The following is a 14,114-nucleotide window of genomic DNA, read 5'->3' as shown; positions in this document are numbered from 1 at the left end:
ACTACAAAACCTGCTGCACTTCGGGGTCCGACGACGGGTCATGGTCGGTCGTCTGCAGGGAACGGATAAAATTGATCAGATGCCAGACGTCGCCCTGCTCAAACTCGCCCTCGACGAAGGTTGCCGCCGGCATCGGCGTTCCGTCGATCCCTTGAGTGATTCGCCGGTACAAGTCCTCCGAATCGGCTCCTCCATGGAAAATACCTTCGGCAAAGTTCCGCGGAACGGCATTGATCGGCGGCAAGGCCCCGCGCGCCAGTAGCGGCACGAGCGTTTCACGTTCCTCGGGTTTCAGCCCGATCCGCGTGGTCCAATCTTTTGTCCAATCGTCGTAATCGGTCGTCTGTCCGTTGCCGAGCCCTTGTTCGCCATGGCATTTGCTGCAAGAAGCGATCTTGCCGACGAACAGCTTTTGCCCCGACTCGACCGACGCCTTCAACGCATCACCTTGAGAACTGGCAAGCATCTCGACAAATTCCTTGCGAGAGTTGGGCACAGGAAGGTCGGCCGGAGGCGCGGGCACTTCGATGACCTCGTCTTCGGCTTCGAGCCACGAATCAGCGATCTCGGCTGCAAAATCGGTGGCAATTTCCCATTGCTCGGCAAACAATTCCTTGTCTTCTTCCTTTTCGCTGTTGGCCAACTCGGGACTGATGATTCGATCGCCAGCTTCCAGATCAAGCTCGAAAATCGCGTCGTCAATTAAAGCCCGCTCCAATTCACCTCGCCACGAGAGATAGATCACATAGTCAACGAGCGACTGCACATCTTCCTCGGACAGTTCCGGGATCTTGTTCATTGCCGTGCCAGCAATCCCATTGCGGATCGACCGCGAAACATCTTCTCGCGTCGGCTTCGAACCACGAGGCGTCGATTTGAACTTAAAAATCCCCATCCGATAATCGCGAGGATAGGGATTCAAGATCGCGGCGGTCGTTCCTCGTCCGTTTCCGGTCACGCCATGGCACAAGGCACAGTGCTTTCGATAAAGCCCTCGACCGTCCTCGTCCAAGGGCCCAGACGCTCGCATCAATCGCTGCTCCGAAACGAGCGCATCCAAATCCTCGTCTTCGTGAACAAAGTCAGGCACTTTCGGCTGATTGGGCGTCCCAAACATCTTAGTCACCACCCACGTCGTATCCTTCGACGCTTGATCCATCGGGATCCCTTCCTGGATCTGGTACTTCATGGCGTGGACCATATTCGGCTCAAATTCTACCGGTGCCTCTTGCCGGCAACCAACGAACCCAACGCAGACCAGCAGGCCGAAACCAAGCGGTAAAATCGATCGAAACATGGCAATTCCTAGGGCCAGAAACAAAAAAGAGGAGCGATTGTCGGTGCATTGAACGCGATCACGCCGGAACCGACAATCCGTGCTGCCGTAAATCATACCGTTTTCACTGCAACAAGGATAACCGCTCGCCTCGCTCATCCGTTCATCGGGCGAGTTCTGGTTTGATGCGACGATTTTGTCTCCGAGCGGCAGCTCGCCAACAGCGGCTTCGACGCCCTAAGCCGAAGCCACCTTGCCGATTCGCTCAGCGACCTTGTCCTTACCAATCACGGCCAAGGTTTCAAACATGCCGAACCCCGCTGCACGACCGGTCGTCGCGACTCGCAGGGCGTGAATGATATCCCCCAATTTGATCCCTTCGTCCTCGCAAAATTGCTTCACGAGCGTCTCAGCCGACACCGCATCGAACCGATCCGCATTATCGATGCATGCACGCAGCTTTCCGAGCAGCGGTTTTGCCGATTCCGGCTTCTCGATCCGCTTTTGGTAAGCTTTTTCGTCGACGTCGAACTCGTCCACGAAACAGTAGTCGAAATCCAGAATGTCGCCCGCAATCTTCAATCGATCGCCTGCCGCTTGAACCACTTCGCCCAATTTGGACGCGGCATCGGCATCGCCCGATTCGACAAGCCCCGCAGCAACCGCGAACGGCATCACGTTGGCGATCCGCGTTTCCAGAGACAGGGCTGCAAAGACGTCCCCTTGGAACGAGAGCAACTTTTGCGGATCAAAGGATGCCGGCGATTTGGTCACTCGTTCGAGCGAAAACAGCTTTGTCATCTCTTCCACCGTGAACTTTTCCCGTTCGCCATCGAGCGACCAGCCCAAAAGCAGCAAGTAGTTCAAAATCGCGTCCGCTGTGAAGCCGATCTCGCGATAAAAATCAATGATCACAGGGTTGAACGTGTCCGCTTCGGTTGCAATCCCGCATCGCTCAGCGATCCGCTGGCCATGGTCGAGCAATTGGGCAAAATCCTTGTTCTTCTGATACTTGGCCAGCTTTCGCTTGCTTAACTTCGAATGCCCCCCTGGCTCGGCGACATAAGGCAAATGAGCATAGATCGGTCGCTCGTAACCTAATGACTCGAGAATATAGATTTGCCGCGGCGTGTTCGACAAATGCTCTTCCGAGCGAATCACATGTGAAATCTCAAAATCATGATCGTCCACCACACTGGCCAAATGGTACAAGCAGCTGCCGTCGGCGCGTTGGATCACATGGTCCTGTTCGGATGCCCAATCCACTCGAACCTCGCCACGCACCCGATCCGAAATCACACACTGGCCCTCGCGAGGCATTTTTAGCCGCACCACCGCCGTGCGGCCCTCGGCTTCAAACGCGGCCGCGGCCGCATCGTCCGCAGCCATCCAGCGGCGATCGTAGATGAATTGCACCTTCGCTTTTTCCGCCTCTTGCCTTAGTGCATTGAACTCCTCCGGCTTTGCATAATCGCGATAGGCATGCCCACTTTGCAGCAGTTTTGCGGCCGCCTGTGCGTACCGCTCCGCTCGCTGCGATTGATAATAGGGCTCATGCGGACCACCCGTCTCGGGCCCTTCCTCCCAATTCATGCCGAGCCAACGGAACCCCTCCAAGATCGGCTTGATCGCTTCAGCCACATTGCGACCGGAATCGGTGTCATCGATACGAAGAACAAATTGGCCGCCCGATTGACGCGCGATCAGCCAATTGAAGAGGGCGGTGCGGACACCACCGATGTGAAGGTATCCGGTCGGACTGGGGGCAAATCGGGTGCGGATCATGGAGGCTAAGGAGTTGGGAGATGGAAAAGGGGGAGACGTGTTTTTCAGCGTTCAGCGTTCAGCGTTCAGCATTCAGCGTTCACTGACAGCCTCCGAACAAAATACCCGAAGCCTGTCGAGATTCGTAGCGGTCGCGTCATCAGCGGCTCAGACTTATCCCTAAGCATCGCGTGAATAACAAGTGACGACTTTGGTAATGGACGAGGCCACGCGTTAGTTATTGATCCCGCGATGCTAAGCGGCTCTGCCTTGCCGCTTAAGCTGTTTGCGGAGCCGGCGACGCTCCGCCTTGCTCAGTGAATCCCAATCGATATCGTCGGAATTGGATTCGCTTTCCGAACCCGATGCGTCGTCTCGCGAATCGCCTTCCGTGTAGCGAGATCGTTGGCTGCTTGGCATCGAGCCTTGGCGATCCTCTGCATCCACGCCTGCGTCGTCGTCTTCCCGCGTGCTCCCATGAACACTTTCCTTATTTCGGCTCAAGAAGCCAAGTGAAAAACGTTTGCGTTTGGGGGCTTCGTTCTCGTGCGTTCGGTCGTTCTTCGCTCCCTCGTCCGGGTCCGCCTCACCGACGACGGCCTCCGTTGGCTTCGAGGAAGACTCCTCCAAGCTCGGATCTTTGGCTGCTCTCAACCCAAACCAGCGGCGTTTTTTGCGAGGCAACGGTCCAGGCCGATCTTCCGAATCCCGTGCCGAGTGCTCTTTCGATTCAGCAGCTGGTGTTGAAAACGCCTCGGTTTTCAACGATGGATCGTGGTTCTCTGTGGCGTCTTCGGTTTTTGCTCGCTGCAACACTTGCAACTTGAAGAGTTGAAACCGTTCACTCAACGAGTCGTTTTCGTCCAAGTTGCGAACTTGGCGGAACAGCATTCGCAAATAGCCGCCCAGCGAAATCAAAAGCGTCGTGCATGCGAGCAGCGGCGCACACGTGACCAAGGTCCATCGGCCGAGCGAATCGACTTCGATAAAGTTCCATTTCGCCGCCACGGGAATGGCGAAGAAGATCCATGCGCCGATCATGGTCAACAGCGACCAACGCGAACGACGCACCTCCGCGACCATCCGCAAGCACAAGATGGCTCCGCCAATCGAGATCACCAAACGAAACCAATCATTGCCGGAAAGCGCGACGCGTTTTCCGAATCCAACGTCCATGATGGCGCCAGCCCAATCGACAAGGGAAACGAGCGAATTGACACTGGCAACAACCAACGTCATCAGCACCAAACGCCATAATCGGTATTGGCCCGTGTAATCGTCGACGCGATAGCGGCGGACTTGGTAGATCATCAACGAGACTCCCGCCGAAGCCGCTAACAGCACACACTGAACCCATCGTCCAAAACTGTCGGGCCGATCCAACCGCAATGGCCGTGAAATTTCAGGCCGGTTTGCAATCGCGGGCCAGGCCACCGACGCATAGTGAGCCGCACAAAGCAGCAGCGCTATCGCACCCAGTGCAGATGCGACCGAGACCAGCGTGCGACGTTTCACAGGAACCAGCGAAAACCATCGGCCCCGGATTCGCCGATGGACCCGCGAGGCAAACGCAGCGGTCGGCTTCCTCGCTTCGCGCAAATGCTCAGCCGCTCGGCGGCTTGCCGCTGTCGAGGTTTCTAAATCAGCCTGCTGAGTCGAATACAAGACTCGCCGCCGACGATCAATCGAACGCCGCCCAAAGGACATGTGACTCGGGTGCTAGAAGGAAACACGGTTCCAGATCAAGGCCCGAGACTAGGAAAAGCGTCCGCGCAAAGTCAATTGAGACATCACGGAAGAATTGTGAGTTGCTAGCTATCTGCCTGCCTCTCGCTTGGGGCCCCGGCGAAGTTGCACCGCACGACTTGCCCCATTTTGGCTAGCCCGGATTATTCGTAGGAGTGGTAGGCTTTAGCCGATTGCGAGCTGGATCGTTGCTGAATCGGCTTAAGCCTACGACTCCAACGTGCACAGTCTGTTTTTGACTCAATCGGTGTAGGCTGATCGCATACAAAGGGTTAGATGGAATAGGTTTGGACGGATGAATCACCCGGGCTGGTATTCCGCCGCAGCTCAATTTTCGGGAAGGGCCGTTTCCTACCGGCCACACTCTCAAGTGATTTGGCCGGTGGGAACCGGCCCTACTTCGAACGCCTACTCGCAATTCAAGCTGAGTCGGAATACTAGGATGAAGTCGAGTCCCACCATCCCCATGGCACCCCACACTTCCGTGTCGACTACAATGGGGCCAAGTCCTCCTCTTTGAAGTGTTTTCTCCTACCGCCTCCAAGCCTTCCTGGTAGCAACCTCCTCATGAAGTATGTCGATTCTCGATGTCGCTTTCTGACGTTCTCGTTCGTCTTTGTCTTTCTCGGTTTTGCTCGGGCCGACGAATCGATTGACTTCAATCGCGATATTCGTCCGATCCTGTTCAGCAAGTGTGTCAGCTGCCATGGCCCCGACGAAGGGAGCCGGGAAGCAGGGTTGCGGCTCGATACCGAATCGGGCGCAGTGCAGGATCTCGGGGGTTACGCCGCGGTGGTACCGGGGAACCCTGGCGCTAGCGAGCTTGTTTTGCGGATTGCGTCGGATGACGAGGACATGCGGATGCCGCCAACCGACAAAGGCAAACCGCTTTCGGACGACGAAATCGATTTGTTCCAGAACTGGATTCAACAGGGTGGCGCGTATGCAAAGCACTGGTCGTACAAAAAACCAATTCGCCCCGCGCAGCCGTCCATCGAGGGCGACCAATGGGTTTGCAATCCAATCGATGCCTTTGTCTTGGCCAAGCTCGAAGCACAGGGGATGAGCCCCGCGCCCGAAGCAGACCGCTTGACCTTGGCTCGGCGATTGTCCATCGATCTAACCGGCCTGCCACCGACTTGGGAGGAGGCCAAGGCGTTTGCCGATGACCCCAGCGATCAGGCCTACGAAGCGTATGTCGATTCGCTATTGGCGAAACCATCGTACGGCGAACGCTGGGCGCGCGTCTGGTTGGACCTCGCTCGCTACGCCGATTCAGCGGGTTACGCAGATGATCCACCACGCGAAATTTGGGCGTTTCGCGACTATGTGATCGATTCGCTCAACCAGAACAAGCCGTTTGACCAATTCACGATCGAACAAATCGCTGGCGACTTGCTTGCCGAACCGACCGAAGAACAACTGATTGCTACCGCGTTTCACCGTAACACGATGACCAACAGCGAAGGGGGGACAAACGATGAAGAATTCCGCAACGCTGCGATCATCGACCGAGTGAATACCACCATGGCTGTTTGGATGGGGACAACCATGGCTTGTGCCCAATGCCACACTCATAAGTACGACCCGATCTCGCATACGGAGTACTTCCAGTTCTTCGCCTTCTTCAATCATACCGCGGATCATGACCAGAAAGACGAACGGCCGGTGCTTGAACTTTGGTCGGACGAGCAAACCGCCGCACGAACCGCGTTGCAACATGAAATCGAGGCGGTCAAGGCTCAATCCAACGCTCCGCATCCCGAGCTGCTGGCATTGCAACAGGAACTTGAGAAGACCAAACCACGGGCGACCGTTCCAATCATGCAAGAGTTGCCGACCAACAAGCGACGAACGTCGACAATTCAAATTCGCGGAAACTACTTGAGCAAAGGTGAAGAAGTCCACGAGTCGACGCCCCAAGCGTTTCACCCTCTGTCGGATCCAACGAGTCCGGACCGACTCGATCTTGCAAAATGGTTGGTGGATCCAGAGAACCCTTTGACGGCCCGAGTGATCGCCAACCGTCATTGGGAACAATTGTTCGGCATCGGCATTGTCGAATCGAGCGAAGAGTTCGGCTCGCAAGGCGAATTGCCGTCGCATCCGCAATTGCTCGATTGGATGGCGGTTGAACTGCAAGAGAATGGCTGGGATCTGAAGTCGCTGCTCAAAACGATCGTGATGTCGGCAACGTATCGACAAACTTCGGCAACCAACGAGATACTTCAACAAGCCGATCCGAGAAACCGTCTGCTCGCTCGCGGACCTCGGTTTCGTGTCTCGGCTGAAATGGTACGTGACCAAGCATTGTTCGCCAGCGGACTGTTGAGCGACATCATGGGGGGCCCACCCGCCAACCCCCCTCAACCCGAACTGGGCCTCAAGGCGGCGTTTGGCGGCAAAACCGATTGGACCACGAGCGCTGGCCCCAATCGCTACCGACGTGGGATCTACACCTCCTGGCGACGCTCAAGCCCCTACCCCTCGATGGCCCAGTTCGATGCGCCAAATCGCGAGGTTTGTACGATTCGCCGCATCCGAACCAACACTCCGCTGCAAGCTCTCGTGACGCTCAACGATCCCGTCTACGTCGAAGCCGCCCAGGCATTGGCGCGGCGAATGATCACCGCCGGCGAAACCGAACGCGAAAAGATCCAGTTCGCATTCCGCGTCTGCTTGACTCGCAATCCGACGAATCAAGAAATCGACCGAATCAAAACGTTGTACACAGATGCACACAAGGTGTTCCTAAAGGATGCAAAAGCTGCCGCGGCGATGGCAACCGATCCGATCGGTGAGCCCATCGACGGCATGGACCTCGCCGAGCTGGCTGCCTGGTCGGTGGTCGGAAATGTCCTTCTGAATCTCGATGAATTGTTAATGAAACGGTAGCAAGCATGAACCCACGATCCGAACAAATTCAACTGCGAACTCGGCGGCATTTCCTGCAGCAATCCGCTGCCGGCGTCGGCGGCATGGCACTCGCATCGCTGCTGGATACCGAACCCACGCTGGCCAACAATCCACTCCGTTGTAAACCCCCGCACTTTCCTGCCAAGGCGAAGCGGGTGATCTACCTTCACATGACCGGTTCGCCTCCGAACTTGGACCTGTTCGATTTCAAGCCCAGCCTCGTTGAACATTCGGACGAGGATTGCCCTGCAGAGTTCTTGGAAGGAAAGGAGTTTGCCTTTACCAGTGGCACACCGAAATTAATGGGCTCGCCGCGCGCGTGGTCGCAGGTGGGCAAGCACGGCGCATGGATGTCCGATGCGATTCCGAACTTCCACGGCATCGCCGACGAACTCTGCTTGGTCCATTCGATGTACACCGACCAGTTCAATCATGCCCCAGCGGAATTGCTGGTCTACACCGGATCACCGCGATCGGGCCGTCCATCGATGGGATCATGGGTGACGTATGGCTTGGGCAGCGAGAACGAGAATCTACCCGGGTTCGTGGTCCTGATTTCAAGCGGCGTCCAGCCAAACGGCGGCAAAGCATCCTTCGGGAGCGGTTTCTTGCCCTCGGTCTACCAAGGGGTCCAATGCCGATCGAAGGGAGACCCCGTGCTCTATGCTTCCAACCCCAAGGGAATGGACCGTGCCATGCGGCGGATGACGCTGGACGCACTGCGCGATCTGAATGAAATTCAAGCTGCTGAAATGGGACACCCCGAAACGTTGACACGCATCGCTCAATATGAACTGGCATTTCGAATGCAAATGTCGGTGCCGGAAGTGATGGACATTTCGCAAGAATCCGCGACGACGCTCCAGCAGTATGGTGCGGTTCCAGGTGAATCCAGTCTTGCCAACAACTGCTTGCTCGCCCGCCGGTTGGTGGAATCAGGCGTACGATTCGTTCAGCTCTTCGATTGGGGATGGGATTTCCATGGAACCAACCCTGGCGAAGGGATCACCGATGGATTGACCAAGAAATGTGCCACCATGGACAAACCCATCGCGGCGTTGATCAAGGATTTGAAACAACGAGGCCTACTCGACGAAACGCTGGTCGTTTGGGGAGGCGAGTTTGGCCGGACACCGTTCCGCGAAGGACGTACGGCCAACAGCCAGGTGCTTGGACGCGACCACTATCCGGATGCGTTCACGATGTGGATGGCAGGTGGAGGGGTGAAACGCGGTTTTGAATATGGACAATCGGATGAACTTGGCTTCAGCGTGACAGAAAACCCTGTCCATGTGCATGACCTGCAAGCCACAATCTTGCATCTGCTTGGATTCAATCACGAGCAGCTCACCTATCGCTTCCAAGGACGCGACTATCGCTTGACCGACGTGCACGGAAGAGTGGTGAGGGATTTGTTAGCGTAGCTCGGCTGTACCGGTTCCTTCAGAAGCCCGGCTGGGCCCTCCGCGAACCGATCGATGGCTCACTTGGTCACTTCGTCGAGTGACTTGCCGAAGTGCTTTGCAACCTTCAACGCACTGACAACACCGCCTTCATGGAGTCCGTTTTCCCAACCCGCACCACAAAAATGCAGTCGATTTACTCCACTGATTCTCGGATGCTTCTGCTGAGCCTCAAAAGCCGTCGCTGAGAATACTGGTGTGGCGTAGTCGAACGTTGCAAAGAAATTTTTGGGACACGGCTGGTCGGTCAAGATGTACCACAAGAAAAGTGGATCCTTCAACTGGAGTCGAAATAGACGACGCAAATCAAAAAACCCGGCCTTCAATTCCGTCTGGGCGTTACCCTTGCCCGAGGGACGATGGACATCGACGTGCATGAATGCGGGTTCCGATCCGTTTCGGTAGCCTGCGACCACCCTTTCATCATGAGTAATTCCGGTCGAATGCTTTGTTGATCCGAACGCCGACAATGTTTGCCGTTCGTCCGAGGATGGATTATCGATCAACGTCAGTGCAGTATCGGCATTGATCGCAAAGATGACTTCATCAAAACGTTGCTCGCAGGGTTCGTTCGTCGGAGGGTGGTTGGTGACAACGACAACGTGGTCGCTCTCGCGCCGGACGCGTTCTACGCGGGTACCGAGTGAAATGCACTCTCGCATCGGCTCCGCCAATGCCTCTATGTATCGCTGCGCTCCGCCGGAAACCTGACGCCATCGTCCTCCTCGAAAAAGTCGCCAAACGCCAACGTCTTTGAGAGTCGAGAAAACAAAACTCGCAGGAAACTGCAAGACACTTTCGGAGTCCACCGTCCAAATCGACATCGCCATTCCAGTTACAATCGCGCAGGTGTCATCACAGAAACCACGGAATCTTAAATATCTCCCCAAACTTAATTGGCATTCCTTCTTGAATCGCCGCCATTGAAAATCTCGATAACAAACGCCTAGATCTTTGCAGACCTGACGAGTCGCGTTCCTACAATACAGCCGGATTGCTGTCGCCAACGGACGATTCAGATCGAGTCGGTACTCGGTACAGGCTGGGTGAAGCACAACCTGCAAACGATCCGTCACCTTCTCAAGCAACGTCGAATAATCTGTTTGAGCGAGGGAGGGAGGGTACCATCACACTGATCCTCCACCACTCACTTCCGCCCTGCTGAGACAAATAGTTCATTTCAACAAAGTCGCGGCGCATCTGTGCAAGCTTGTTGCGGTAAAGTGACCGACGAATGGTTGCCCCAACGGATCGGCCAGAAGGCTCGCTTGGGACAAAATCGGAAGGGGAAAAGACACGGGAAACCTCCGCGATCTCCTGCAACGCAGACTGGCATTTTGCGAGTACCAACAGCCGTTGACTCGACGTCAATTCACACTCTTGCCGAAACTGAATGGACACTTCAATTTGAGAGAGAGAGCGAACATTCGATTCAATCCATTGCGTATCTTGAAAGATCTTTGTCTGCGGTGAAAACGTACTTCCGATATTTAGACTGGTATCGAGTCTGGGCAATCCAAGCAGGCTGAAGCTCATGATCCCGGCAAACACGGTGAACACAGCCCACCGCCAGCGTTTCAAGCAATCAACCAGCTTTTCGATGCGGCGATCGCGATCGAAACACTCACCAGGAGATGTATTTTGCGACAACCGAGGGAAGACGAATGGACATCGCTCCAGGAATCCAGGCAAGGTGAGAAGGATCAGGCCGGTGCCGAAGAGAACGCCTATCGCAGAATAGATTCCAAACTGCCGAACAGGCGCTGTACTGCTTGATAACAACGCAATGAGCCCAATCGCGGTCGTTAATGCAGAGAGCGTGCACGGCCACCATGCGACTCGTAGTATCTCAACCGCCGTTGCAGGATGACGGGAGTCATGGATTCGCATTGAAGATCCTCAACGTCCTTCCATCGAGATCGTTCATGACAATAGCGTCATCAGCAAACGGTTTGACGGATCAACAATCAACAACTTGAAACACTCCGGATCGCGCAAGCAAACAATCGCCCCTCTTGCGCACCAATACTTGGAAAGGCCAACACTGAGCAACATTTTGCCAATCAAAGGAGAGCTGAAACGCCAAGCTCTGGTCCACAAGGTAGGACCCATTGAATCTTCGGAAGGCCAATGGTTGATTGTGTACGATCTGAATCAAGACACGGAGGTTCTACAGCGATCCAGTGGCGACGAGAGCATCCCCGTCGAACATCTTGAGATTACGGTCGACTCGACCGTCGATTGGCAAATACGGTCCATGAGGATGGATTCCAACGTACGAATCCAAACAACGGAGGTCGAGTTCGAACGCTTCTTTGACCGTTGGATCCCATCGAAAACCACCGTTCGCTTCAATGATGGCCATCAGTATCAAACGGTGATTCAACCTTTGAGCCAAACACAAGTCGATCAGATTCGCTCCACATTCAGGTCACTTAAGATAAGGCCACAACCAGAACTTATAGGATCTCGCCATTGGCAAACCGTCCCTTATCTCGTCACTTTGTTGTGGCTGAGTTTGGATTTGAGCGCATTGTTTTGGGCGAGAAGAAAAGAACGGCGCATCCGGCGGAAGCGTGCGCAGGAGGTTTTCGAGGCATCTCTCCGGTGTCCAATCATTGCTGGCAGGAGCTATTTTTACTTGTTATGTGCAGTTGCCGGGAGAAACGGAGTCGAGCTCTGCAGAGGTGCAACTTGACAAGGGATATCCCGGTCGACGGTGCGCCAAGGGTGCTACCGGTTCCCGGCGGACGACCGTCCGTCGGGGACTCTTTTCTAAGAGATCATTGGACACCGGAGCCATACCTCCAAAAAACCTCGAGTCTGGGGTCCGCGCGCTTCCGTCGGATGAGCCAAAAGAACAAGCTCCCGCTGAAATCGGCTGCGATTCCCGGCAGAAGACGCGGTAGGCGTTGACTCTAAGGAGTGCCTTTACGCCAGCGGCGTTGTATTCCAAAGCCCTGGGCCGCGCCAGCGGCGAAGCCGCTGAGCGCACCCTGGGTCACCGACCGCGTCAGGCGGCATGCATCGAAGAGGTTGTACAATGAACGGCATCGAGCCCCAACATGACACCCCTCGGCGCTGGCCTCATTGTACAACGCCTGCGGCGTAATAAACGACTTTCGACACCGTGGCCCCAGGGTGCGCCGCTGCGCGTCGACCCTGGGCTCTGGAATCTAACCGCTTCGCGGTAATGGACTCTACTTCGCATCGACGCGGCGATGTGAAATCAAACCGCATGGGAGGGGAAAGTCTTCTCCGTTGCTACGACTTCAGCAGTCTCCTTCGGGGGCGATGACTGGATTGCATTTTCCAACTGGGGCTAAAATTTTTTTCATCGTGGTTGTCCCCCTCGAAAAGGGAACATCCATGCATTCACGACATTTCGGCAAGTCAAGGATGCGACGACACCACGCGATCCAGTTCTCGCTTGAGCCGATCAATCACTTCTGGCTTATCGCGGAACAAATTGGTGGTTTCGCCAAGATCGTTCTTTAGATCGTACAGCTGGCCAGTGGGATCACCCTCGCCTGCCTTCACCTTGCTCGGTTTCGAAAATCCTCCCGAGCCGAGTCCATCGATCAACTTCCAGTCGCCTTGTCGAACCATCATCAAACCACTGCCGCTCTTTAACACCAAGGTGTCACGCATCTTCGTCTCGACCGAAGCCTTCCCCAATAGCGCCGGCAAGAAGCTCATGCTGTCGGGACCGTCACCTTCCTCAAGCTGTTGCCCCGTCACGTCGGCAAACGTCGCAAGAAAATCAACGAAGCTAACAAGTTGATTCGACACGCTACCTGGCTTCACCTTGCCGGGCCAGCGAACGATCATCGGCATTCGATGGCCACATTCCCATGCATCCGCTTTCATGCCGCGCAACCCACCGCTGCTGTCATGCCCAAGCCGCTTGACATCTTCGTCGTACCACACCGGGCCGTTGTCGCTGGTAAAGATCACCATCGTGTTGTCACTCATCCCGGCTTCCTCAAGCTTATCCAACACGCGCCCGATCATCGCATCGACCATGACAAGAAAATCGCCATACATGCCTGCGCCACTCTTGTTCTGAAACGCTGGCGACGGCAACCAGGGCGTATGAGGTGCTGGAAAAGCGAGATAAAGCATCAGAGGATCTGCGTTTGGACCGATCTGCGATTGACGGTGTTTGTCGATAACCGTGATCGCTTCTTCGGTAAAACGCGGCAAGACATCTTCCAATTCCAAACCAGGAGCGATGCCACCTTCTCGCCAAAACGCTCCCTGGATCGGCGACCAACCGGGGCTACGGTTTGCAGCAATCGTCTCACTCGGCGGCGCCACCGCATGGTTGTCTCGAATATAGAAATAAGGAGGAATATCGGTCGATGCGCGAATACCAAAGAACGAGTCGAAACCGACATCGACGGGGCCACCCGGCAACGGATGGTCGTAGCCGTTTTCCTTGAAACCCACATGCCATTTCCCAACCATCGCGGTTTCATAACCCTGCGAATCAAGCAGGGATGCAACCGTCATTTGCCCCGGTTCAATCAGCGGTTGCGTTGGCCAGCGGTTCACGTTGATACGGAACGGGTACATGCCAGTCATCAATCCGTAACGCGACATATGGCAAAGCGGCCCGGGAGCATGCGCGTCCGTGAAACGCATCCCCGAAGTGGCTAAAGAATCGATGTTCGGTGTGGGAATTTTTGATTCGGGGTTGAAACAACCGGGATCGCCATAGCCCATATCATCAACAAGAATCAAGACGATGTTAGGGCGATCGTCATTCGGGCGATCGTCGGACTTGGCAAGGCCCGGCCCTGTGCCGATCAGCACGGCAGCCACCGCGACGGACAACAAGCGAAAGGTCGCCACTCGGTCAGCTCTCGCGTCAATTATCGTTCGAAACATGTGAAAGCCTGTGTGCCTTTACTCTTTAGAGGTCGTGTAGTTTTTAAGTACTTGAA

Annotated in this window: 9 protein-coding genes; 2 read left to right on the top strand and 7 right to left on the bottom strand. The window is 55.4% G+C overall.

What is annotated here, in order from left to right; all coding sequences use genetic code 11:
* Nucleotide 1: 1 nt before the first annotated feature.
* From Poly41_RS20720 to Poly41_RS20710, 3 genes are all read right to left on the bottom strand, one after another.
* On the bottom strand, nt 2–1,297 hold the full coding sequence (locus tag Poly41_RS20720; RefSeq protein ID WP_146528648.1) for a cytochrome c: 1,296 nt from the start codon (nt 1,295–1,297) through the stop codon (nt 2–4).
* A 216-nt stretch (nt 1,298–1,513) separates the two neighbouring features.
* Nucleotides 1,514–3,061 carry a glutamate--tRNA ligase gene (gltX, locus tag Poly41_RS20715; protein WP_146528647.1) on the bottom strand — a complete coding sequence of 516 codons (1,548 nt, stop codon included), beginning with the start codon at nt 3,059–3,061 and terminating at the stop codon, nt 1,514–1,516.
* A gap of 234 nt (nt 3,062–3,295) precedes the next feature.
* Nucleotides 3,296–4,747, bottom strand: a complete 1,452-nt coding sequence (locus Poly41_RS20710; protein ID WP_146528646.1) for a hypothetical protein — start codon at nt 4,745–4,747, stop codon at nt 3,296–3,298.
* A 606-nt stretch (nt 4,748–5,353) separates the two neighbouring features.
* Here Poly41_RS20710 and Poly41_RS20705 point away from each other — a divergent pair.
* Nucleotides 5,354–7,681, top strand: a complete 2,328-nt coding sequence (locus Poly41_RS20705) for a PSD1 and planctomycete cytochrome C domain-containing protein (RefSeq protein WP_146528645.1) — start codon at nt 5,354–5,356, stop codon at nt 7,679–7,681.
* A 5-nt stretch (nt 7,682–7,686) separates the two neighbouring features.
* A complete protein-coding gene (locus Poly41_RS20700; protein WP_146528644.1) occupies nt 7,687–9,126 on the top strand; it encodes a DUF1501 domain-containing protein in 1,440 nt (479 codons plus the stop codon).
* A gap of 59 nt (nt 9,127–9,185) precedes the next feature.
* Here the strand turns inward: Poly41_RS20700 and Poly41_RS20695 are convergent, their stop codons facing one another.
* The 4 genes from Poly41_RS20695 to Poly41_RS20680 all read right to left on the bottom strand — a co-directional run bounded on the left by Poly41_RS20695 (nt 9,186) and on the right by Poly41_RS20680 (nt 14,058).
* Nucleotides 9,186–9,995, bottom strand: a complete 810-nt coding sequence (locus Poly41_RS20695; RefSeq protein WP_146528643.1) for an FAD-dependent oxidoreductase — start codon at nt 9,993–9,995, stop codon at nt 9,186–9,188.
* 250 nt (nt 9,996–10,245) lie between these two features.
* Nucleotides 10,246–11,055 carry an RND transporter family protein gene (locus Poly41_RS20690; protein ID WP_146528642.1) on the bottom strand — a complete coding sequence of 270 codons (810 nt, stop codon included), beginning with the start codon at nt 11,053–11,055 and terminating at the stop codon, nt 10,246–10,248.
* Between the two features lie 280 nt (nt 11,056–11,335).
* The gene (locus tag Poly41_RS20685) at nt 11,336–11,530 is read right to left on the bottom strand and encodes a hypothetical protein (RefSeq protein WP_146528641.1); all 195 of its coding nucleotides are present in this window, start codon (nt 11,528–11,530) and stop codon (nt 11,336–11,338) included.
* Between the two features lie 1,028 nt (nt 11,531–12,558).
* Complete coding sequence (locus Poly41_RS20680) at nt 12,559–14,058, bottom strand: sulfatase family protein (protein WP_146528640.1); 1,500 nt, start codon at nt 14,056–14,058, stop codon at nt 12,559–12,561.
* Nucleotides 14,059–14,114: the final 56 nt, after the last annotated feature.

This window comes from Novipirellula artificiosorum (genome assembly GCF_007860135.1).
In the GTDB taxonomy this organism is placed as follows: domain Bacteria; phylum Planctomycetota; class Planctomycetia; order Pirellulales; family Pirellulaceae; genus Novipirellula_A; species Novipirellula_A artificiosorum.
The sequence above is the reverse complement of the archived record's forward strand: the minus strand, read 5'-3'. Positions and strand labels throughout refer to the sequence as shown.